The sequence below is a fragment of the Vibrio cionasavignyae genome, assembly GCF_050337155.1.
In the GTDB taxonomy this organism is placed as follows: Bacteria; Pseudomonadota; Gammaproteobacteria; order Enterobacterales; family Vibrionaceae; genus Vibrio; species Vibrio nomapromontoriensis.
In genome coordinates this window covers 42,550-65,165 of the sequence record NZ_JAKJSR010000024.1, presented here as the reverse complement: position 1 = coordinate 65,165, position 22,616 = coordinate 42,550, and the positions used below count along the sequence as shown (strand labels likewise).

The following is a 22,616-nucleotide window of genomic DNA, read 5'->3' as shown; positions in this document are numbered from 1 at the left end:
TCAATCAGGGAATCTCCGGTGAAGTTCATAAAGAGACTGTTGGTATTTGCATTTATTTGCATACTCTTTGGAGTGAGTACAATTTTTGGGTTTTACTACTACGTAAAACCAGAACTGCCTGACGTCGCAACACTGAAAGACGTTCAGCTCCAAACCCCAATGCAGGTATATAGCCAAGACGGGAAGTTGATCGCACAATTTGGCGAAAAACGACGCATCCCGCTTTCCTATGACGAAATCCCGCAGGATTTAATCCATGCATTAATCGCAACGGAAGACAGTCGTTACTACGACCACTTTGGCTTTGATCCTATTGGTATCACTCGAGCTGCAGTGGCCGTTATTGCTTCTGGTAGCGCGTCACAGGGCGCGAGTACTATTACTCAACAGCTAGCCCGTAACTTCTTCTTGTCTAATGAGAAGAAAATTATGCGGAAAGTGAAAGAAATCTTCATTGCCGTGCATATTGAGCAGCTGCTAAGCAAGCAAGAGATCATGGAGCTATACGTTAACAAGATATTTCTTGGCTACCGCTCCTACGGGTTTGGCGCTGCCGCTCAAGCGTATTTTGGCCGTGATCTTGATCAGTTGACGCTAAGTGAAATTGCCGTTCTCGCCGGACTGCCCAAAGCGCCGTCAACCATGAACCCAATCTACTCAATCGAGCGCGCCACTCATCGTCGAAATGTAGTACTTGCTCGAATGCTAAGTGAAAAGTACATCACTCAAGCACAGTTCGATGAAGCCCGAGAAGAGCCAATTATTTCGCAGTACCATGGTGCTGAAATCGAACTAAGAGCGCCGTACGTCGCTGAAATCGCTCGAGCATGGATGGTCAATCGTTACGGTGAGGATGCCTACGAATCCGGTATGCGCATCACTATGACGGTAGATTCTAAATTGCAAAAAGCCGCGCACACTGCTGCCATCAACAACCTTTTGGCCTACGATGAGCGACACGGTTATCGTGGTGCGGAAAAAGTAGTTTGGAAGGCGAACCAGCCAGCGATGTCAACTGAAGACATGACAAAGTACCTACGTAAACAACCAACTTATGGTGAACTGCGTCCTGCCATTGTCACTGCAGTTAACGCCAAATCTATTAAGGTTTGGGTGAAGGGTTACCAAGAGCAAACCATAGATTGGGATAACATCAAATGGGCTCGTAAGTTCAGAACCGATGACCGCCAAGGTGCCGCACCGAAATCAGCAGGTGACGTAACCGCAGTCGGCGAACAAATCTGGGTACGCGCAAGCCACATTGATGCTCTTGAAGACGTCACTGATGTTGAACCAACAGAAAACGCAGAAGTGGCTCCAGAAAAAGCCATCGTATGGCGTTTAAGTCAGGTGCCCAATGCCAACACTGCATTTGTCGCAATCAATCCAGAAAATGGCGCGGTCCTTTCGCTAGTGGGCGGTTTCAACTTTGTTCACAGCAAGTTTAACCGTGCGACACAATCTGTCCGTCAAGTCGGCTCTAGTATCAAACCATTTATCTACGCTGCAGCGCTTGATAAAGGCATGACACTGGCAAGCTTGGTGAATGATGCACCAATTAACAAATGGGACAAGAGTGCAGGCACCGCTTGGCGTCCAAAAAATTCACCTCCGACGTATACCGGCCCAACTCGACTTCGTATCGGCCTAGCCCAGTCTAAAAACGTTATGGCTGTCCGTGTACTGCGTGAGGTCGGACTGGATGATACACGTGAGTACTTAACGCGTTTCGGGTTTGATAAAACCAAGGTGCCACGTTCAGAGACGATCGCACTGGGCGCGGGAAGCTTAACGCCCATTCAAATGGCGCAAGGTTTCTCGGTCTTTGCTAATGGGGGGTACTATGTTGAACCTTACTACATCAGCCGAGTAGAAGACCCATTTGGTAAGGTTGAGTATGAAGCGCACCCGAATGTCATTTGCCAAACTGGCTGTTCACAAGTGCCAACACCCGAGACATTCACATCAAATAGTGATGACATTGCTCCGAGTATTGAAGAAGCGACGAATGCAACAGCGCTTGAGCCAATCGACATGGCCAACTTCAATGAGGAAGATGTTAATACAAACGAGCCTAATTACGCGCCACAAGTTCTCTCTGAGCAAACGGCATTCCTCACTCGTGAAATGATGTATAGCAACATTTGGGGCGGTGGAAACTGGCGTGATGGTACTGGTTGGAACGGCACGGGTTGGCGAGCTCAAGTGTTAAAACGTCGCGATATTGGTGGAAAAACAGGGACGACAAACGACTCAAAAGATGCGTGGTACAACGGTTATGGACCAGGCATTGTGGCGACTGCTTGGGTTGGTTTTGATGATCACCAAAGAAAGCTCGGCCGAACCACAACCAACAGTAATTTAGGCAAAGAACAAATCACGGGCGCGGAAGCAGGAGCAAAAACGGCACAACCGGCATGGGTCGATTTCATGCGTATTGCACTGGATGACAAACCACAAGCTTCCAAAGCTATCCCTAATGGGATATCTCGAGTGCGTATTGATCGTGACTCAGGATTACTATCAAACAAAACCGATTCATCGTCTATGTTTGAGTACTTTGAGATTGGCACTGAACCAAAAGAATACGTTCAAGAAAGTCTCACGGATACTTTGTACTCCAGTGATACCTCGGAAGGGGAAAGCCTGTTTTAGCGATGATGTATTTCATCAGACACCGCCAAAACTAATCTTTGGCAAGTCATCATTAAAGCCCTCTTTCAGAGGGCTTTTTTTGTACTATCCCGTATTAGTGCACATCCCGAATTAGTACGCTATGCCGAATTAGTACGCTATGCCGAATGAGCGCACCAAGCAAAGTTAGTCTGACGTGCTGAATCAGACCAGCTATAAATAGCTGGCGATCGCCGCCGCTATTTTTTCGAATCGAACTCGTAGCGGTGAGCCCGGACGATACGCTAACACCAAACTTCTTGAAGGCGTTGGGTTGACCGCTCTGACATAGCACACCCCATCCTTCTCACGCTCTTTAGGCAATGAAAGGTCAGGAAGCAAGGTAATGCCAGCTCCAGCTGCCACCATGTTTCTAAGCGTTTCTAAGCTGGTCGCTTTAAAGCGTTCATCATCCTTTGCTCCCGCCGCAAAGCAAAAACCAAGAGCATGATCTCGCAGGCAATGTCCATCTCCTAACGCCAATACTGTACGCCCCTCAAGCTCATGCATATCAACTTCAAGCTGATCGGCCCATTCATGGCCGCAAGGTACCGCGACGCTCAGTGGCTCGTTATACACTTCAATTTCTTTAAAGTGCGCCGTTTCAGCAACTGATGCTAAAACGAGGCAGTCAAGCTTACCTTCTTCTAACTGCCGAACCAGTTGATGAGTCTGCGCCTCATGAAGAAAAAGCTCGAGTTCCGGATAGGCCTCTTTGAGTTTTGGCACAATTTTCGGCAATAAATAGGGCCCAACTGTAGGAATAAATCCAATATGCATCGGTCCCGTCATTTCACCACTTTGCCCAGCAGCCATCTCTTTAAAGGTTTTGACTTCCTTCAATATACGCTTAGCTTGCTCGACTAGCTGCAAACCAGAATCGGTGAACAACACACGCCGACTACTGCGCTCTAACAATGACGTACCAATTTCATCTTCCAGTTTGCGTATCTGCCCACTTAATGTAGGCTGACTAACAAAGCACGCCTCTGCGGCTTTTCGAAAATGCTTATGCTCAGCTAGCGCGACTAAGTACTCAAAGTCTCGAATATTCATTGCGATCCCAGATAGAAAATAACTATCGATACCATAACAACAAACGATTGGAACTATCAACGTGTTTTTTTGATAATGATCCCAACGAAACAGAGCAGTACAAGCTAAGCTCACTACGAATTATTAATCAGTTTCAATTTGCGAATTTTTAAGGACATCATTATGTTTGCATCAAAAGAAGGTCAGCCGGTTCCACAAGTTACCTTTCCAACTCGCCAAGGCGATGCATGGGTTAACCTGACAAGCGATGAGCTGTTTAAAGATAAAACGGTAATCGTATTCAGCCTACCGGGCGCATTCACGCCGACATGTTCATCAAGCCACCTGCCTCGCTACAACGAACTATTTTCAGTGTTTAAAGAACATGGCGTAGATGAAATCGTCTGTGTATCGGTCAACGACACTTTCGTGATGAATGCATGGAAAGCGGACCAAGAAGCGGAAAACATCACCTTTATCCCAGACGGCAACGGCGACTTTACTGATGGTATGGGTATGTTAGTTGAGAAAAATGACATTGGATTTGGCAAACGCTCATGGCGCTACAGCATGCTGGTTAAAAACGGCGTAGTAGAAAAAATGTTCATCGAACCAAATGAGCCAGGCGACCCGTTCAAAGTGTCAGATGCGGATACAATGCTTAAGTACATCGCACCAGATCACAAGACACAACAGTCCATTACTGTTTTCTCTAAACCAGGTTGCCCATTTTGCATGAAAGCGAAACAAAACTTGATTGATAACAACCTGCAATACGAAGAAATTGTATTGGGTAAAGATGCAACAACGGTTACCTTACGCGCCGTAAGTGGTCGCACTACCGTACCGCAAGTGTTTATTGGTGGTAAGCACATTGGTGGAAGCGAAGAGCTAGAAGCCTATTTAGGCTAGTGACTTTGCTTATCGAGTGGATAGCGCCTCATTTCTAGAACGCTAAAAAGAAAAAAGCCCCAAAGTCAAATCTGACTTGGGGCCTTCTTAGATTCTTCTAAGAAAAAGCAGTGGTACTTTAATAGACCGGGCTTTTTCTCATTTGTTCCCTTAAAAATGATCTTTTTTTAAAACTTTTTCGATCTTTTTATTAAATACATACCTTTCAATAACTTATGCGACATTCATTTTTGCGATAATTTGCTCTGCTAGGTTCACTTCTAGCGCTACTTCATCACACGCATGTTGTCTTGGGCATTGATCGCAGTCCTTTAGCACTTTCTCAGGCAATAACGTCTTCGATGTTGGTATGAAGTCATGCTTCATAAAGAACTCAGGGGTACGCGTCAGTACAAAGACTTTCTTAATTGCCATCTTACGGGCTTTCTCAACTAAGTGCTGAACAATCGCGGTACCTTGACCTTGACCTTGCCAGCCAGCTTCAACCCCTAGAGAACGAACTTCGGCTAACCCTGAGTCATACACATACAAGGAAGCACAACCTGTGACCTCACCATGGTGCTCTGCGACAGCAAAGGAGCCAATATCACGTACTAACTCATTGCGGTTTCTTGGTAAATTCTCACCTTGGTTTGCCCAATATGCCACCATGCTTTCTAGTGCATCAATGTCGGTTAGACGAGCTGAGCGAACTTTCACCGCCGAGTTATCTCGAGAGCTTAGACGTTTCTCAGCTTGGTCCACGGCGTACGCGACTTGTTGAGGTGCGACCCCACCCAAAGCGTTACGCTTCTCAAGGCAGCTTTCAATGGTCAGAATATCGTAAACATCTTGCTCAATGACTGGCGAGAATTCTTGCAACTCAGCAATGGAGAGCTCTTCTAGTGCGCAGCCTTTAGCAATCGCACTGACAACCGCCACACCGACAATATGGTGTGCTTCACGGAAAGGAATACCTTTTGCTACCAAGTAGTCAGCAAGCTCTGTCGAGTTGGCGTAACCTTGCTTCGCCGCTTCTAGCGTACGCTCACCATTCACTTTGATGCCATCGAAACAAAGCGCCGCCATTTCCATGCAATCATTCCATGTATCGAGCGCATCAAACAGGCCTTCTTTGTCCTCTTGCATATCCTTGTTGTATGCCAGTGGTAATGCCTTTACCGTCATCATCATCGCCGCAAGCGAACCGTAAACACGCCCGGTTTTACCACGAATCAGTTCCAGTGCATCGGGGTTTTTCTTTTGTGGCATTAACGATGAACCAGAGGTTACCGTATCTGCCAATTCGATGAAGTTAGATTCACCTGAATTATAAAAAATCATATCTTCTGCGAGACGAGAAAGATGCAACATCGAAATAGAGGCGATCGACATTAACTCCATCACATGGTCACGATCGGAAACAGAATCTAGACTATTGCGCGTCGCACGACGAAAACCTAAGTTATGTGCTAGCTCTTCACGATCCATTGGATAAGCAGTACCCGCTAGTGCACCCGAACCCAGCGGGCAAGTGTCCAAACGCTTAATGGCATCTTCCAAACGAGAGTAATCACGTTCAAGCATTTCCACATAAGCCATACACCAATGAGCAAATGTCACCGGCTGAGCACGCTGAAGGTGCGTATAACCAGGCAGTACTGTTTCTTGGTGTGCTCTCGCCACATCCACCATTTGGGTTTGTAGTCTATCCAAACCGATTAAAAGCTGTTGCCCTTGCTGGCGACACCACAATTTAAGGTCAGTCGCCACTTGATCGTTACGTGAACGGCCTGTGTGCAGCTTTTTGCCTAAATCGCCGACTTTGCTGATCAGTTGCTGTTCAACCCAGCTATGAATATCTTCCGCATCGGAGCGTAAAATCTGCTCAGGGTCTTCCATCACTTCAAGTTTCAGCTCGTTCAACGCCAATTCCAGCTTTTGCTGCTCATCAACGGTTAATACATCCACTGAAACCAGTGCCTTAGACCAAGCAATTGAGCCGACAATGTCTTGCTCAGCTAATCGATAATCAAAGCGTAATGAGTCATTAAAGTCTTTGAATCTCGTATCTGCTGCTTGGGTAAATCTTCCGCCCCATAATGCCATTGTCACTCTCCTAACTGCTCGGTATTCACTGCTTGTCTAACGATGGAATCTAATCAAAGTCAGTTTGTTTTTTTGATAGGTTCAACTTACGGCAAATCAAAAAGAAAATAAAGTAAAAATTCACTTATTTCACATAATTATTCACCGCAATTCCATATTCTTGTTTTCTTTATCCTTATAAAACAAGAAACCCACTTGCACTGCAAGTGGGTTTACCTTAATCCAAATCGCCTATGTTGGCATTATTTGTTTTTCTACACTTTATTATTTATTTTTCTTCACTTCATTCAATGCGCGGATACGGCTTGAAAGTGAGTAAAGACGGATGAAGCCTTCGGCATGGCTTTGGTCATACACTTCATCTTCTCCAAAGGTCGCAAATTCTTCACAGTATAAGCTGTTGTCTGAACGCTTCTGAGTCACCGTCGCTTGACCTTTGTAAAGCTTGATAACCACTTCGCCATTTACGTCTTGCGCAAGCTCTTCCGTTGCGGCAAGAATTGATTTGCAAAGCGGTGTAAACCAACGACCATCGTAAACAAGGTGAGAAGCTTTCACACCCAACTCTTCACGGAACTCAAACGCCGCTTTATCCAGAACCAATTGCTCCACAGCACGCAACGCTTCCATCATGATGGTGCCACCTGGAGTTTCGTAACAGCCACGAGACTTCATGCCTACTAAACGGTTCTCAACGATATCAATACGACCAACGCCATGTTTAGCACCCTTTTCATTAAGGTAAACCAACGCATTGTATGGCGTCATCGTTTCACCATCGACCGCAACCACTTCACCTTTAGCAACTTGTAGTGTCACCGTTTCAGATTCATTTGGTGCTTGCTCAGGGTCAACGGTCCACGCCCAGCAATCTTCATTTGGCGCATTCCAAGTATCTTCTAACACGCCGCCTTCTGTTGAAATATGCCATGCGTTAGCATCACGAGAATAGATCTTAGTTAATGAAGCACTACACGGGATATTACGCTCAGCTAGATAGTCTAAACACTCTTCACGGCTCACCAGATCCCACTCACGCCATGGCGCAATAACATGTAAATCAGGGGCAAGCGCAGCAAACGCACCTTCAAAACGTACTTGGTCATTTCCTTTACCCGTACAACCATGGCACAACGCATCCGCGCCAACTTTACGCGCCACTTCCACTTGCGCTTTGGCAATAATCGGACGAGCCATTGACGTACCTAGTAGATACTTACCTTCATAGTACGCCCCCGTTTTTAGTGTTGGGTAAATGTACTCAGCAACCATCTCTTCTTTTAGGTCAGCGATATAACATTCAGAAGCACCTGATGCCTTGGCTTTTTCTTCGATGCCATTAAGCTCTTCTTCACCTTGGCCCACGTCGGCGACAAACGCCACAACTTCACAGTCGTAATTCTCTTTTAGCCACGGAATGATCACTGAAGTATCAAGACCGCCAGAATAGGCTACAACAACTTTCTTTACGCTTTTCTTGCTCATGGTTCTTTCTCCTAATGTCCGAGCCTGAATTGGCGGTCAGTATCTCGGGTTTTAAATATAGTTTTTTCTTTATTCATGTTACTGCGCGGCGAATGGCCACTCAGTCTTAATTCGGGACGAATTGTGTACCGATGCTTTTACCTGCAAACAAATCATTTAATTTTTCTGGGTAACGCCATGTGGCGACTTCGATAGGTCGACCTAATTCACTGGCGGCCTGCAACGCCGCCTGAACTTTCACAATCATGCCGTCAGTAATCACATGCCCGGTAATTAAGGCATCGGCTTGCTCTTGAGTCAGGCTTGGTAATAAATGTCCTTTCCCATCCAATACACCGCTCACATCAGAAAGTAACACGAGTTCTGCATCCAGAGCGCCCGCAACCGCAACCGCTGCTTGGTCGGCATTCACATTCATTAGTTGACCGTGGTTGTCTAAGCCGATCGAACTAATAATAGGTAGCGCACCTGTTTTTAAGATGGCTTGCAATACCGCAGGGTTTCCTGGTTTGGCATTGCCAACGGCACCAAGTTCAGGGTCGAGTTCGACCACTTCACATAGGCCGCCATCTGCAAGACTTAAACCCACTGCATTTAAACCCGCTTTAATGGCGTCACCTTGCAGTAATTTGTTCGCCGTCCCCGCAAGGGCACCAGCAATCAACGGGATTTGATCATAAGGAGTCACGCGCAACCCTTGTTTCTTCTCTGTTGGCAGATTAAGTTTCTGCATCAGTTCATCAACAAGGTAGCCGCCGCCATGTACAATCACGATGTCGCGTTGAGCTTGTTTTTTATAGTTTGAAATCGCTACAAACAGTTGATTCAACGTCTTGGTACAAGAAAGTGCCGCACCGCCTAATTTAATCACCAATGGTAATGGCGTAGATTGTTGTTCCATCATACTCATGCTTCCTCTCCTCGCCCTATACCAGCGATGTCAGCTGGGAAAATTGGTTTTTAATATTTAGGCACTGCATCGCTTGGCTTGACGCGCCTTTTAGTAGATTATCGATCGCCGATACGACAATAATATGTTGACCTTGTACCTTCCAACCGATATCACAAAACGGCGTGTTCTCTACGTCTTGAATTCTTGGAATCGTGTCACCTTTAATGCGTACACAAGGTTGGTCGGCATACGCTTCCTCAAAGGCGTGTTGTACTTGTTCCGCCGTGGCGCCATCCGCTAGCTTCATGGTAATTGTTGCCAAAATACCACGTTTAAAGTTGCCTAAGTGCGGGTTAAAAATCACCTCGCAACCCAAATGCGTCGCCATTTCAGGCTGATGTCTATGGGTAAACAATCCATAAGGCTGCAAGCTCACTTCACAAAAACTATTACCTGTTGTCGCTTTACGACCAGCCCCAGTTACACCACTTGTGGCATTAATGACAGGCCAAACTTGCGTATCAATCAATTTCGATTCAACAAGTGGTTTAATCGCCAACTGCGAGGCCGTTGGATAACAACCAGGCACTGCCACCAGCTGCGCCGCTTGAATGTCCGCAGCGTTCCATTCAGCGAGACCGTAGGCGGCTTTATCAAGCCACTGAGCATGCTGATGCTCAAAACCATAGTACGTGGTATAGAAATCATCGCCTTTCACACGGTACGCACCAGATAAATCGAACACTTGACAACCTTGCTCAAGAAATATTGGAGCTAAGTCGTGACTCACTTCATGGGCGGTTGCTAAAAACACCACATCACATTCACTGGCGACTTTGTCGACATCGACAAGCGGTTGGATACCGTCATCCACTATGCCTGCTAATTTGCCGTGTACCTGTGAAACCAATTTACCTGCATCGACACTATTGGCGGACACGTATAAACCTGATAGCGTAAGCTCCGGGTGTTTCGTGACCATCAGAGCCAGTTCTGCTCCTGTGTAACCGGTGGCGCCAATAATGGTGGTTTTTAGCATCTATCTACATCCATTTCCGTTAGACTTGAACATATCAACCATTGACTATAAATCTAAAAAAACAGTCAATAAATGATTTTTTATTCATTAATTTTGATTTAATATGTGTTTTACCGTCTTATAGTTAATCTGTCAACAGTAGAAGTGAAGATAATATGCAATTGCCAACGTTCTTAGAGGTCTACAAGGGCCTAATCAGCACCCCTTCTATCAGTTCGACTGACCCAAGCTGGGATCACGGCAACGAAAAAGTCATAGAAAAACTGGCCACCTGGATGAAAGATCTTGGCTTTGAGGTCGAAGTTGAAGAAGTGGAACCGAACAAATTCAATATGATCGCCAAAAAAGGCCAAGGTGAAGGGGGACTGCTTCTAGCTGGTCACAGTGATACCGTGCCTTTTGATGAAGGACGCTGGAGCTTCAACCCTCATGACCTCACAGAAAAAAACAATCGCTTTTACGGCCTAGGCACGGCGGATATGAAAGGCTTCTTTGCCTTTATTTATGAAGCCGTGAAAAAAATCGACTGGAGCAAACAAACCAAGCCCCTCTATGTTCTCGCCACTTGTGACGAAGAAACCACCATGCTGGGTGCGCGTCACTTTACCGACACCGCGCCCTTCAAACCAGATTATTGCATTATTGGTGAACCCACTAACCTTGTGCCTATCCGCGGACACAAAGGGCACGTCGCAAACGCCATCAGAGTCACAGGTAAGTCAGGTCACTCGTCTGATCCTGCACTCGGTGTCAACGCCATCGAAATCATGCACGAAGTGATGTACGCGATGATGACACTGCGTGATAAATTGGTGAAAGAGTATCACCACCCTGGATTCGCTATCCCTAGTCCCACACTGAATCTCGGCCACATCCACGGTGGTGATAGCGCGAATAGAATTTGTGGCTGCTGCGAATTACATTACGATGTCCGCCCACTGCCAGGAATCAGCCTGGATGGCTTAGACAACATGCTAAGAAGTGCGCTGAAAGAGGTGGAAGCAAAGTGGCCAGGGCGCTTAACCATCACCGCACTGCATGAACCAATTCCAGGCTATGAGTGCGATCATCAACATCCTTTTGTTGGTGGTATGGAGCGCTTATGTGACACGCCATCAGACACCGTGAACTACTGTACTGAAGCGCCATTTTTACAGGCGTTGTGCCCAACTCTGGTGTTAGGCCCTGGTTCGATTGATCAGGCGCACCAGCCCGATGAGTTTCTTAGCCTAGACTTTGTCGACCCAACCATCAATATTCTTGCTAAAGCCATCAATAAGTATTGCTTTGAGTAACGAAATTTGACTCAATTCACTCACACAATGTAATAAATTTTCAACATTGCCGATTGGCTGGGTGTTGCTGTACAATTATTCAGCAACACTTCAGCGTCGCAACAATCAACAAAATCATTACCCTAAATCAATAACGAATTCTATGAAAAAAGGCATGCTACATTAAGCAGTTAAAGGTTTGCGTGCGCTTTTCATTCCAATGCGATTATTGCAAACATGGATTACTTTATTTGACTACGCCTAGCATTTTTCGCTAGATTGTTAAGCTGAAACGGAATAATGGATGTAGTTAAATTACAAGGCAGGATGACTATGAACGAAAAATACGCCCCATTGAAAAGCAATGTTAGGATGCTTGGGCACTTGCTGGGGAATACCATCAAGGAAGCACACGGAGAGGCGATTTTAGAGAAAGTTGAAAAAATTCGTCAACTTTCCAAATCCGTTGTACGTGCAGGCAATGAGGCCGATCGTGAGATTTTAATCGATGAGATTAAAAGCCTGCCTAATGAGCAATTAACGCCAGTCGCTCGTGCATTTAACCAATTCCTAAACCTCACCAACATCGCCGATCAATATCATACGATCTCACGAAGCTGTGAGGCTGATGTCTGTGAACCCGACCCAATCTATACGTTGTTTTCGAAATTAAGCCAAGAAAACATCAGCAAGCTTGATACTGCACAAGCGGTTCGCGATCTTAATATCGAATTGGTACTGACCGCGCACCCAACAGAAATCACCCGTCGTACCATGATCAATAAACTGGTGAAAATCAACGAGTGTCTCTCTAAGCTTGAACTCAGTGAAATATCAGATAAAGAACGCAGCAAAATCGAGCGCCGCCTAGAGCAACTTATCGCGCAAAGCTGGCACTCTGATGTTATTCGCCAGCAACGCCCAACCCCGCTTGATGAAGCTAAGTGGGGCTTTGCCGTTGTCGAAAACTCCCTATGGGAGGCCATTCCTGAATTCCTACGTGAAATGGATGATCGCCTGAAGAACTATTTAGGTGAAGGATTACCCATTGATGCTCGCCCAGTGCATATTTCTTCATGGATGGGTGGCGACCGCGACGGAAACCCGTTTGTAACGCACAAGATTACTCGTGAAGTCATGCTACTCTCTCGCTGGAAAGCAGCAGAACTTTACCTACAAGACTTCCAAGAGCTCATCACTGAGCTGTCTATGGTGAAATGTAACGACCACGTTAGAGATCTTGCAGGTGAGCAACACGAACCTTACCGAGCGATTCTAAAACCAGTCCGTAAGTTGCTGGTGAATACGCTGGAAGTACTGGAAGCGCAAATCAATCACCAAGATGTGCCAAACAAGCCGATTCTTGAAGACAGTGCACAGCTGTGGGAACCCCTATTAGCGTGTTACCAATCACTGCGCGAAAGCGGCATGGCCATTATTGCTGATGGGTCACTTCTTGATACTATCCGCCGCGTGAAAGCCTTTGGCGTTCACCTGGTTCGCTTGGACATTCGTCAAGAAAGCACCCGCCACTCAGACGTGATCTCTGAGTTGACTCGTCATTTGGGTCTTGGTGACTACGACCAATGGAGCGAGCAAGATAAAGTTTCTTTCCTTATCAACGAACTCAGCTCTAAACGTCCACTACTACCTCGTGACTGGGAGCCGTCAGAATCTGTACAAGAAGTGTTAGATACTTGTCGTGTTATTGCCTCTCAATCACGTGATGCTTTTGGTGCCTACGTCATCTCAATGGCGCGCACTGCATCAGACGTTCTAGCGGTTCACCTAATTTTGCAAGAGTGTGGCTGTAAATTCCGTATGGATGTGTGCCCACTGTTTGAAACGCTTGAAGATTTAAACAACTCAGAAGCGGTAATGAAGCAGCTGTTTGAGATTGATTGGTACCGTGGTTATATCCAAAATCACCAAATGGTGATGATTGGCTACTCTGACTCGGCGAAAGACGCAGGCGTGATGGCCGCAGGCTGGGCGCAATACAGTGCAATGGAATCTCTGGTTGAAGTCAGCGAACAAGCAGGCATTGAAATCACCCTCTTCCACGGTCGTGGCGGTTCGATTGGTCGTGGTGGTGCGCCTGCACATGCCGCACTATTATCCCAGCCACCAAAGAGTCTAAAACGCGGTCTACGAGTCACTGAGCAAGGCGAAATGATCCGCTTTAAACTCGGACTCCCTGAAATTGCTATTAACAGTTTCAACCTGTATGCCAGTGCGATCCTAGAAGCAAACTTGCTACCGCCGCCGAAGCCAAAACAAGATTGGCGCGATCTCATGGAAGTGTTGTCGCAAGTCTCTTGTGATGCCTATCGTCGTGTTGTTCGTGATGAACCAGACTTTGTTCCTTACTTCCGTCAAGCGACGCCGGAACTAGAACTGGGTAAACTTCCACTAGGCTCTCGCCCTGCAAAGCGTAACCCTAACGGCGGTGTAGAAAGCTTACGCGCTATCCCATGGATTTTCTCTTGGAGCCAAAACCGTCTTGTGCTTCCTGCCTGGTTAGGCGCGGGTGAAGCGATTCAGTACTCTATCGATAAAGGTCATCAAGCCCTGTTAGAAGAAATGTGCCGCGAGTGGCCATTCTTCTCTACTCGCTTAGGCATGCTAGAGATGGTGTACACCAAGTGCAACATGGAAATCTCACGCTACTATGACCAACGTTTGGCTGACCCAGAGTTACTACCATTAGGCGACAAACTACGCGCACAACTGCAGCAAGATATTAAAGCGGTACTGAACGTAGAAAATAACGATCACCTCATGCAAAGTGACCCTTGGGGGCAAGAGTCTATTCGTCTACGTAACACCTATGTTGAGCCCCTCAACATGCTGCAAGCCGAACTTCTCTATCGCACACGTCAGAGCGAAGAGACAGAAACTGAGCTAGAAGAAGCGCTTATGGTGACCATTGCTGGCATCGCAGCCGGCATGCGAAACACCGGATAGGCAGTGTAATATTTCAAAATAAAGACAAAAGGTCGCATTTTGCGGCCTTTTATTTTGCCAAAGCGCCTTACTGAGTCTTTTGTTAGTTCTTTTCTAGTGATACCAGCCTCTATTCCACTTAATGCTTATAAAGTTCTATATAATTAAATCCTGTTGTCCGATAAAAATAATAAAAGTAACTATCGGCGACATGGGTTGTGTGTTCATACAACCTCCTAGGTGACAAAGGCTTATAAAGGCGACTGTGTTAACCACACAGACCATGCTTCTTACACAAGACCATTCTAACTTTTCAACTGATGAACGTTAGCTTTGGCCGCGTCACAACTTAGATGACGGTAACAAGCGCCATAATTACTATTAAGTTATTGATCTGGATTTTTATCATGTCACTACCACACGTTATCCTTACTGTATTAAGCACTCGCGACGCGACTGGCTACGACATCACTAAGGAATTTTCTGCAAGCATCGGATATTTTTGGAAAGCGAGCCACCAACAGGTGTACCGTGAATTAAACAAAATGGCAGACAAAGGTCTTGTGACTTGCAAATTAGAGCCACAAGACGGCAAGCCTGATCGTAAGGTGTACTCCATTACCGAATCTGGACGTGGAACCCTCAGTGATTGGTTTGAACAACCAACCGTTCATCCTACAGTCCGTGACGAGTTCTCAGCGAAACTCGCAGCCTGTGCGGTTCAACCTTCAGCCGCATTTCGTCTACAACTAGAAGAGCTGATTGAAGACTCTAAAAAGCTGGTTGCGCACTACCGTGAAATTGAAGCGGCGTACTACGCAACACCAAGCACGCTAGATACTCATGCTCGTTTAGAGCGCCTAACACTGCGTCGTAACCTATTCTCACGTCAAGCTTGGTTAGACTGGGCAGAAGAGACACTGGCTGAGCTTGAAGCTATCGCTTAATGCAATGCTTTGAAGCTAGTACTTGGTTAGGTCAACGCCTTTAAGCCTAGGCTACTAAAAACAAAAAAAGCGCTGGATTTGCATCCCGCGCTTTTTTATTGTTTTTCTACCTACTTTTGCCAATGACTCTACGATTAATTGGCAATGCTTACGTGCACTATGCCCCTTGTGGACGCACACCTAATGTATGGCAAAGTGCATACGTCATCTCTGAGCGGTTAAGCGTGTAGAAGTGGAAATCTTTTACTCCTTCACGACTCAACGTTCTAACCATATCGATCGCTTGGCTTGCTCCCACTAACTGGCGCGTTGTTGGGTCATCATCTAGACCTTCAAACTGCTTCTGCATCCAGCCAGGCACTTTTACTTTATTCATTGCCGCAAAACGAGACGCTTGCTTAAAGTTAGACACCGGCAAGATACCTGGAACGATTTCAGCATCAATGCCAGCGGCCACACAGCGGTCACGAAATCGAAGGTAGCTCTCAACATCAAAGAAAAACTGAGTAATCGCACGGTTAGCACCCGCATCAATTTTACGCTTTAGGTTCAGCAAATCAGATTGAGCACTTTTGGCTTCTGGGTGTACTTCCGGAAAGGCTGCCACCGAAATATCAAAATCATGACGCGACTTAAGTAGCTCAACTAGATCAGAAGCATACATATCCGGCTGACCGCCGCCTTCTGGGATGTCACCACGCAAAGCGACAATGCTCTGAATACCATTCGCCCAGTAGTCATCAGCAATATCAATCAGCTCGCTGCGAGAAGCATCAATACACGTTAAGTGAGGAGCAGCGATTAAACCCGTTTCATTTTTTATCTCTTTAATGATGGAGTGCGTACGATCTCGCTCACCTGAGTTAGCGCCATAAGTTACAGAAACAAACTTAGGCTTAAGCGCTTTCAAACGATGGACAGACTTCCAAAGCGTCTCTTCCATATTCGGTGTGCTTGGCGGAAAGAATTCAAAAGAAACATTAATATTGTCCGAAAGCTCAGCAATATTTTGGTTTAAGGCATCAATGTGCCCAGCATGCGTGTATCCCATGGTTCTCTCCCTAAATTGCCAAAGTTGGTTATCCCAGCCAACCTTAGACTAAAACCTGTCTGTCATTAAAAGTGATAAATCTAAATTTGTAATTTTTTGACGTTTAGACGTCTATATGTCTGTAGAATGAAATGAATGGCATTTAAAGTCAATAGCATCACAATGAATTTTTTTCATGTTGAACGTTAGGGAAATTGAAGATGCGTGACGTTAGAAACAAAATCCCCCCTGTATACGAAAATAAAAGGGGGGATTGAACAGAGGTAACAATTAATTTAGAAGTAGCACAATTAATTTAGAAACAGCAACAATCAATTTAGGAGAAGCAACTCCCTATTGAGAAGCAGCAACACCGGATTTAGAAGAAACTCGATATTAAATTTAAGTCCGACTGAATCGCTCCCGCCGTCACTTCTCGTCCTGCGCCAGGACCTCGAATCACTAATGGGTTATCTTTATACCACTTGCTTTCAATCGCAAAAATGTTGTCACACGGCAAAAGGTTAGCAAGCGCATGCTCTTTAGATAGCGCCTCAATGCCGACACGAGCCTTACCAAAGCGATCTAAGCGCGCCACATAGCGTAGCACCTTATCTTCTCTCTGTGCTTTGTCTAGACGCTCTTGAAGCAATTCGCTCAGTAACCCAGACTGCTCAAAGAAACCATCCAGTGTCAGCTCTTGTAGTGCCTCTGGAACTAAAGACTCAACCACAACACTATCGGGTTCAATATCCAAGCCCGACTCACGAGCCAAAATAACCAGTTTTCGCATCACATCAGAGCCATCTAAATCCGAGCGAGGATCGGGTTCAGTTAACCCCTGCTGCCACGCTAAGTCGACTAACTCAGCAAATGGCACGCTGCCATCAAATTGCTGGAACAACCAAGATAAGGTGCCAGAGAAAATTCCCGACAGCGCCACAATATCATCACCACTTTCGCGCAAATCACGCACGGTATGGTTAATAGGTAAACCCGCACCTACGGTCGCGTTATATAGCCAATGACGGCTAGTTTTCGCGAAAGCATCTTGCACGCGATGATAATCAGCACTTGGTGCTGAGCCCGCAACTTTGTTTGCAGAAATCAGATGAACGCCATGTTCTGCAATGGATACGTATTTTTGTGCCAGTACTGGACTCGCCGTCACATCCAGTACGACGGCTTCATCATAACCATGCAGTGCGGCAATTTGCTTGAGCCAGCGATCGCCTTCATGGGCTATCGCTTCATCTTTATAACGCTCGAGCACGGTAAGTTCATCCAGACCGTTTTCATCAAACCAATAGCTTTGACTGTCGACCACCGCCACGAGATCAAAGCTCATGCCGCGACGTTTTTCGAGTTCAGGTTTTTGCTGCTTGAAAAGCTCTAACCATGAAGAACCGATATTACCTTTACCACATAAGGCAACGGCAACACGCTTCTGAGCTTGAAAGAGTTGAGTATGAACCGATTTCACCATCGGCATCACATCGGATCGACGCAGTACAGCCGCTAAACTCAGGCCTGAATCCGCTTCACAGAAAAATTCCACCGGAGCGTGTTTCAACTGTTGGTAAAAGCCAAAGCAATGATTGGCATTTTTCGTCACACCAGCGCCAACCGCCGCAAGCATGGCAAAGCCTTCTTTCAGCTTAATTTCCGCTTCAATCGCCAAATCTTGCAATTCATTGAGCGTCCCTGAGGCAATCTCTGGGGTGTACGCTAGACGCAAACGCGATTGGTCGGCCTGCGCTTCAAAGGCTAACGGTTCGAGTTGCGCTCGCTTTAAGCCATTTAATACTTCCGCTTTGGCACGTTCGAAATCATGACCGTTACCAAATGACAACTCTATGAGTAGCACTTCTTCTAATGAAGTAATAATTTTGGCACCGCGACCTGATGCCAAAACACGCTCAATTCGCGTGGATCCAGATTCAGGTAAATAACTGCAACGTAAGTTCAGATCCATGGTGCTTTGCGCCACGGGTTGAAGGGTACGGCTGTGCAATACTGGCGCCGCTAGACGCGCCAATTCGCTCGCTTCATCTAGTCGTAATAACGGCAACAAACACGCATCAGACACCACTCGAGGGTCAGCACTGTAGACACCAGCCACGTCACTCCAAATAGTCACGCTCGCCACTTCCGCTAACGCACCAATCACGGTCGCCGAATAATCCGAGCCATTGCGACCCAGTAACACCGTTTCGCCATCACTGTTTTGTGCCATAAAGCCAGTAATCACCACACGGTGATGCGCATGCTGAGCTAAAACACTTTTGATCAGTGGATAGGATTGAGCGCGATCCACCTCAGGCTGAGCGCCAAACTCAGCACGCAAAAATGCGCGGGCATCTTGCGCGACGGCCGGTAAATCATGCTGTCTCAACAATGCAGCTAGCAATCGAGAGGACCACACCTCGCCATGACCTAACACGGCGGCTTTTTGAGCTTCGGTTAATGGCGCAACTTGTTCACCTAGTGCACTAAATTCATCCGCTAGCTGGGCGCGTAACGCCTCGGCATCTTCACCTTCAATCAACGCCTCAACCAACTCCAATTGAAATTGTCGTAACGCTTGGAGATGTTCATGAGCCACGCGACCGTCTTTGTTTAACGCGTCTAAAAAGTCGATTAAACGGTTAGTGGTTTTTCCTGCGGCCGACACCACAATAAGGTCATCAGAGTGAGAATAATCTTTTAGAATCGATACCACACGGCGATAGCACTCAGGATCAGCAAGACTGCTGCCACCAAATTTATGTAATTGCTTCGTTGTTGGTACGTTAGTATTACTCATTGCCGTCGTTACCCTTCAAACGTTCTTGCTTTATCAAAAGCCTGTTGTAAGTCTTCAATTAAATCTTGCGCATCTTCCAAGCCTACAGACAAACGCAAGAGTTGTTGTGACACGCCCGCCTCTGCAAGCGCTTCTTCACCCATTGCGCGATGGGTCATAGAAGCAGGGTGACAAATCAAACTTTCCACGCCGCCCAATGACTCAGCAAGAGAAAATAGCTCAAGTTGACCAACAAAGTACTTGAGTTGCTCAAAGCTACCGGCAAATTCAAAGCTCAACATAGAGCCAAAGCCCGATTGCTGCTTTTTAGCAATCTCGTGACCTGGGTGCTCTGGTAGGCTTGGATGATAGATAACTTTCACCAAGGCTTCATTTTGCAAATAATCGAGAATCACTTGTGAGCTCTCTTCATGAACACGCATACGCGCGCCTAAAGTACGAATGCCACGTAGCGTCATGTAACTATCAAACGGTGTACCCGTGGCACCAATGCAATTGCCCCACCACGCCAACTCTTCGGCATGCTCTTCGGTTTTGGTGATCACCACACCGCCAATCACATCTGAGTGACCATTGATATACTTGGTGGTTGAATGAATAACAAAGTCTGCGCCCAACTCTAAAGGCTTTTGGTATACCGGTGTCAAAAAGGTGTTATCAACGGCCACCAGCGCGCCAACTTGTTTGGCTTTTTCACATACTCGAGCAATATCCACCACGCGAACTAGCGGGTTAGAGGGGGTTTCAAGTAAAATAAGCTTCGGCTTTTTAGCGATCGCCGCATCTAATGCCGCATCATCACCTTGATCGACAAACTGAACCTTGAAATCGCCTTTTTGAGCGCGAGTATTAAACAAACGATAAGAGCCGCCATAACAGTCATGTGGCGCGATAATAAGATCGTCAGGCCCAAGAAATGCCGATGCCCACAAATTCAATGCGGATGTCCCACAATTGGTCACCACCGCCCCTTTGCCTGATTCCAACTCAAATAATGCTTGCTCTAGCAAACCACGGTTGGGATTACCAGAACGGGTATAATCGTACTTAGGCACGTCGCCGAAAGCAGGAAAGCCATAATTGGTAGAAAGGTAGATAGGGGGTACGACAGCGTGGTGTTGAGTATCTGACTCGATACCCGTTCGTACCGCGATGGTCGCTGGCTTCCGATTGCTCATAGAAACATCCTTTATTAACGCGCGCAAAGTGAAGACTAAATAGGGTTTTCATCATGCTTGAACCGACAGGGAAAAGCATCAATCTTTGAAAAAATTAACAGTCCGTTAAACTAAGCCCCACTTTACTGTCCATTTTGTGAGACGTCAACACTTCTAGACGTCTATATGTCTTTGCTTATGGCAGTAAATGCCGCTAAAATTGCACCTTTCTTATTAAACAAATTTACGATCAATAAACGAAGGTGTGCAATGGCAGATTGGAATGGCGAATACATTAGCCCTTACGCGGAGCACGGCAAGAAAAGTGAGCAGGTTAAGAAGATCACGGTATCCATTCCGTTAAAAGTGCTAAAGATATTGACGGATGAAAGAACTCGCCGCCAAATCAATAACCTACGCCATGCTACCAATAGCGAATTATTGTGTGAAGCGTTTTTGCATGCCTATACCGGTCAGCCACTACCGACCGATGAAGACCTGAGAAAAGACCGCCCAGATGATATCCCTACGGAAGTAAAAGCGATGATGACGGCGATGGGGATTGAGTTCGAAGCGTTTGATGAAGAATAAAATCTAGAAACTGGGTCCTAATACCTAGGAAGAAAAAAAAAACGTTGCCCTCTCGAGCAACGTTTTTTTTGAAGCAAATTCTAGGAGCTAGGTACTTTTTTTCCCAAAGCCCTAATATCCCCAAACCCTACTATCTCCAAAGTCTCAACGAGCTACTCAGTCATATAATTTTCAGGCATTTCAATTCTTGCCACGCCGGACTCTACTGCCGCGACCGCTACCGCTCTTGCTACTCGCGGTAACAAACGTGGATCCATTGGTTTTGGAATGATGTAATCTTTGCTAAATGACAACGCCGAGACACCAGCCGCATCCAATACTTCTTGAGGTACAGGCTCTTTGGCGATTTGACGAATAGCCTCAACAGCGGCAAGTTTCATCGCATCATTAATTTCGCTGGCTCGTACATCTAGTGCGCCACGGAAAATGAACGGGAAACACAATACGTTATTGACTTGGTTCGGGTAGTCCGAGCGCCCGGTACCCATAATGAGATCATCACGAACTTCATGGGCAAGTTCTGGTTTAATTTCAGGATCTGGGTTTGAACATGCAAAGACAACTGGCTTTTCTGCCATGAGTGTCAATGCTTCTGCAGGAAGTAGATCAGGCCCCGATACACCAAGGAAAAGATCGGCACCTTCAATCACATCTTCAAGAGTACGCTTATCCGTGTTGTTCGCGAACATCTGTTTATATTCGTTTAGACCTTCACGGCGCGTGTGAATCACACCTTTACGATCCAGCATGTAGATCTTTTCACGCATCGCACCACATTTGATCAACAGCTCCATACACGCCGTCGCGGCGGCGCCGGCCCCCAAACAAACGATCGTAGCGTCACTTAGCTCTTTGCCTTGCAGCTCAATCGCATTCAGCATACCAGCCGCAGTGACAATCGCCGTACCATGTTGATCGTCATGGAAAACAGGCACGTCACAACGTTCAATCAAGCGACGTTCAATTTCAAAACAATCTGGCGCTTTAATGTCTTCTAGGTTGATACCACCAAAGGTGTCTGAAATATTCGCTACCGTATCCACAAACTCATCTATTGTGCGATGCTTCACTTCAATATCAATAGAATCTAACCCAGCAAAACGTTTAAACAATAACGCCTTACCTTCCATAACCGGTTTCGAAGCAAGCGGGCCCAAGTTACCTAACCCTAAAATCGCGGTACCATTTGAAATCACTGCGACCATATTGCCCTTCGCCGTGTATTTATACACATTTTCCGCGTTTTGCGCGATTTCTCGCACCGGCTCAGCCACACCAGGGCTGTAGGCGAGAGCAAGATCCTTGGCAGAATCTGCGGGAGTCGTTAGAGCGATTTCAATTTTCCCAGGGGTTGGGTAGGCATGATAATCCAGAGCTTGTTGGCGGAATTCATCGATTTGGTGGTCATCGGACATGGTATGTGATCCTGCTTTTTCGAGTATGAAAGACTGAGTGTGATGGTTTCTTGTTTTAGTATAACCCGCTTAATAAGCGTATTTCGCTCGCCTAAAAGGGGGACAAGCGCGCGCATGTTATGTTCAGTGCGTCGCAACTTTAACCAATCATACTACGCTAGTTATCAGCAGTTTTGAACGGATACATCGGTATTTATACTAGTGGTCAGTCAAGCTATAACAACACGCTATGCATTAAAGGGATATAAAAGAGGGGATGGGACAAGCTAAGGGAAAAAAGAAACAGCAAAGATAAATGACAGAAACAAAAAAGGACGCCGAAGCGC

At 46.3% G+C, this 22,616-nt stretch carries 15 protein-coding genes; 6 read left to right on the top strand and 9 right to left on the bottom strand.

Annotation, left to right across the window (positions count from 1 at the left end; all coding sequences use genetic code 11):
• The first annotated feature begins 18 nt into the window (after positions 1-18).
• Positions 19-2,655 (top strand): penicillin-binding protein 1A, encoded by a 2,637-nt coding sequence (locus tag L4D74_RS18980; RefSeq protein ID WP_428754000.1) that lies wholly within the window; start codon positions 19-21, stop codon positions 2,653-2,655.
• A gap of 192 nt (positions 2,656-2,847) precedes the next feature.
• Here L4D74_RS18980 and oxyR read toward each other — a convergent pair whose 3' ends face one another.
• Positions 2,848-3,729, bottom strand: coding sequence for a DNA-binding transcriptional regulator OxyR (gene oxyR, locus L4D74_RS18975; protein ID WP_428753999.1), 882 nt, complete (start codon positions 3,727-3,729; stop codon positions 2,848-2,850).
• A gap of 162 nt (positions 3,730-3,891) precedes the next feature.
• Between oxyR and L4D74_RS18970 the strand changes: the two genes are divergently transcribed.
• Complete coding sequence (locus tag L4D74_RS18970) at positions 3,892-4,620, top strand: glutathione peroxidase (RefSeq protein ID WP_428753997.1); 729 nt, start codon at positions 3,892-3,894, stop codon at positions 4,618-4,620.
• 213 nt (positions 4,621-4,833) lie between these two features.
• On the opposite strand, the gene argH is transcribed toward L4D74_RS18970, so the two are convergent.
• The 4 genes from argH to argC form a co-directional block, all read right to left on the bottom strand.
• Positions 4,834-6,708, bottom strand: a complete 1,875-nt coding sequence (gene argH, locus L4D74_RS18965; protein WP_428753995.1) for an argininosuccinate lyase — start codon at positions 6,706-6,708, stop codon at positions 4,834-4,836.
• A 264-nt stretch (positions 6,709-6,972) separates the two neighbouring features.
• Positions 6,973-8,193, bottom strand: coding sequence for an argininosuccinate synthase (locus L4D74_RS18960; protein WP_428753994.1), 1,221 nt, complete (start codon positions 8,191-8,193; stop codon positions 6,973-6,975).
• Between the two features lie 106 nt (positions 8,194-8,299).
• Entirely contained in the window at positions 8,300-9,094 is a 795-nt protein-coding gene (gene argB / locus L4D74_RS18955; RefSeq protein WP_428754068.1) for an acetylglutamate kinase, read from the bottom strand.
• 25 nt (positions 9,095-9,119) lie between these two features.
• Entirely contained in the window at positions 9,120-10,124 is a 1,005-nt protein-coding gene (gene argC, locus L4D74_RS18950; protein ID WP_428753992.1) for an N-acetyl-gamma-glutamyl-phosphate reductase, read from the bottom strand.
• A 155-nt stretch (positions 10,125-10,279) separates the two neighbouring features.
• Between argC and argE the strand changes: the two genes are divergently transcribed.
• The 3 genes from argE to L4D74_RS18935 all read left to right on the top strand — a co-directional run bounded on the left by argE (position 10,280) and on the right by L4D74_RS18935 (position 15,291).
• On the top strand, positions 10,280-11,419 hold the full coding sequence (gene argE / locus L4D74_RS18945) for an acetylornithine deacetylase (protein WP_428753991.1): 1,140 nt from the start codon (positions 10,280-10,282) through the stop codon (positions 11,417-11,419).
• 312 nt (positions 11,420-11,731) lie between these two features.
• Entirely contained in the window at positions 11,732-14,365 is a 2,634-nt protein-coding gene (ppc, locus tag L4D74_RS18940) for a phosphoenolpyruvate carboxylase (protein WP_428753989.1), read from the top strand.
• A 386-nt stretch (positions 14,366-14,751) separates the two neighbouring features.
• Positions 14,752-15,291, top strand: coding sequence for a PadR family transcriptional regulator (locus L4D74_RS18935; RefSeq protein WP_265676732.1), 540 nt, complete (start codon positions 14,752-14,754; stop codon positions 15,289-15,291).
• A 157-nt stretch (positions 15,292-15,448) separates the two neighbouring features.
• Here L4D74_RS18935 and metF read toward each other — a convergent pair whose 3' ends face one another.
• From metF to L4D74_RS18920, 3 genes are all read right to left on the bottom strand, one after another.
• Positions 15,449-16,342 carry a methylenetetrahydrofolate reductase gene (gene metF / locus L4D74_RS18930; protein ID WP_265676731.1) on the bottom strand — a complete coding sequence of 298 codons (894 nt, stop codon included), beginning with the start codon at positions 16,340-16,342 and terminating at the stop codon, positions 15,449-15,451.
• 358 nt (positions 16,343-16,700) lie between these two features.
• The gene (locus L4D74_RS18925) at positions 16,701-19,127 is read right to left on the bottom strand and encodes a bifunctional aspartate kinase/homoserine dehydrogenase II (protein ID WP_428753988.1); all 2,427 of its coding nucleotides are present in this window, start codon (positions 19,125-19,127) and stop codon (positions 16,701-16,703) included.
• 8 nt (positions 19,128-19,135) lie between these two features.
• Positions 19,136-20,305: an O-succinylhomoserine (thiol)-lyase gene (locus L4D74_RS18920; RefSeq protein WP_428753986.1), complete on the bottom strand. Its 1,170-nt coding sequence runs from the start codon at positions 20,303-20,305 to the stop codon at positions 19,136-19,138.
• 249 nt (positions 20,306-20,554) lie between these two features.
• Between L4D74_RS18920 and metJ the strand changes: the two genes are divergently transcribed.
• Positions 20,555-20,875: a met regulon transcriptional regulator MetJ gene (metJ, locus tag L4D74_RS18915; RefSeq protein WP_250617880.1), complete on the top strand. Its 321-nt coding sequence runs from the start codon at positions 20,555-20,557 to the stop codon at positions 20,873-20,875.
• Between the two features lie 152 nt (positions 20,876-21,027).
• On the opposite strand, the gene L4D74_RS18910 is transcribed toward metJ, so the two are convergent.
• The gene (locus L4D74_RS18910) at positions 21,028-22,290 is read right to left on the bottom strand and encodes a malic enzyme-like NAD(P)-binding protein (protein ID WP_428753985.1); all 1,263 of its coding nucleotides are present in this window, start codon (positions 22,288-22,290) and stop codon (positions 21,028-21,030) included.
• Positions 22,291-22,616: the final 326 nt, after the last annotated feature.

Coding starts and splice junctions, on each gene's coding strand:
- oxyR (WP_428753999.1), bottom strand. CDS start 3,729: ATGAATATTCGAGACTTTGAGTACTTAGTCGCGCTAGCTGAGCATAAG.
- L4D74_RS18970 (WP_428753997.1), top strand. CDS start 3,892: ATGTTTGCATCAAAAGAAGGTCAGCCGGTTCCACAAGTTACCTTTCCA.
- argH (WP_428753995.1), bottom strand. CDS start 6,708: ATGGCATTATGGGGCGGAAGATTTACCCAAGCAGCAGATACGAGATTC.
- L4D74_RS18960 (WP_428753994.1), bottom strand. CDS start 8,193: ATGAGCAAGAAAAGCGTAAAGAAAGTTGTTGTAGCCTATTCTGGCGGT.
- argB (WP_428754068.1), bottom strand. CDS start 9,094: ATGGAACAACAATCTACGCCATTACCATTGGTGATTAAATTAGGCGGT.
- argC (WP_428753992.1), bottom strand. CDS start 10,124: ATGCTAAAAACCACCATTATTGGCGCCACCGGTTACACAGGAGCAGAA.
- argE (WP_428753991.1), top strand. CDS start 10,280: ATGCAATTGCCAACGTTCTTAGAGGTCTACAAGGGCCTAATCAGCACC.
- ppc (WP_428753989.1), top strand. CDS start 11,732: ATGAACGAAAAATACGCCCCATTGAAAAGCAATGTTAGGATGCTTGGG.
- L4D74_RS18935 (WP_265676732.1), top strand. CDS start 14,752: ATGTCACTACCACACGTTATCCTTACTGTATTAAGCACTCGCGACGCG.
- metF (WP_265676731.1), bottom strand. CDS start 16,342: ATGGGATACACGCATGCTGGGCACATTGATGCCTTAAACCAAAATATT.
- L4D74_RS18925 (WP_428753988.1), bottom strand. CDS start 19,127: ATGAGTAATACTAACGTACCAACAACGAAGCAATTACATAAATTTGGT.
- L4D74_RS18920 (WP_428753986.1), bottom strand. CDS start 20,305: ATGAGCAATCGGAAGCCAGCGACCATCGCGGTACGAACGGGTATCGAG.
- metJ (WP_250617880.1), top strand. CDS start 20,555: ATGGCAGATTGGAATGGCGAATACATTAGCCCTTACGCGGAGCACGGC.
- L4D74_RS18910 (WP_428753985.1), bottom strand. CDS start 22,290: ATGTCCGATGACCACCAAATCGATGAATTCCGCCAACAAGCTCTGGAT.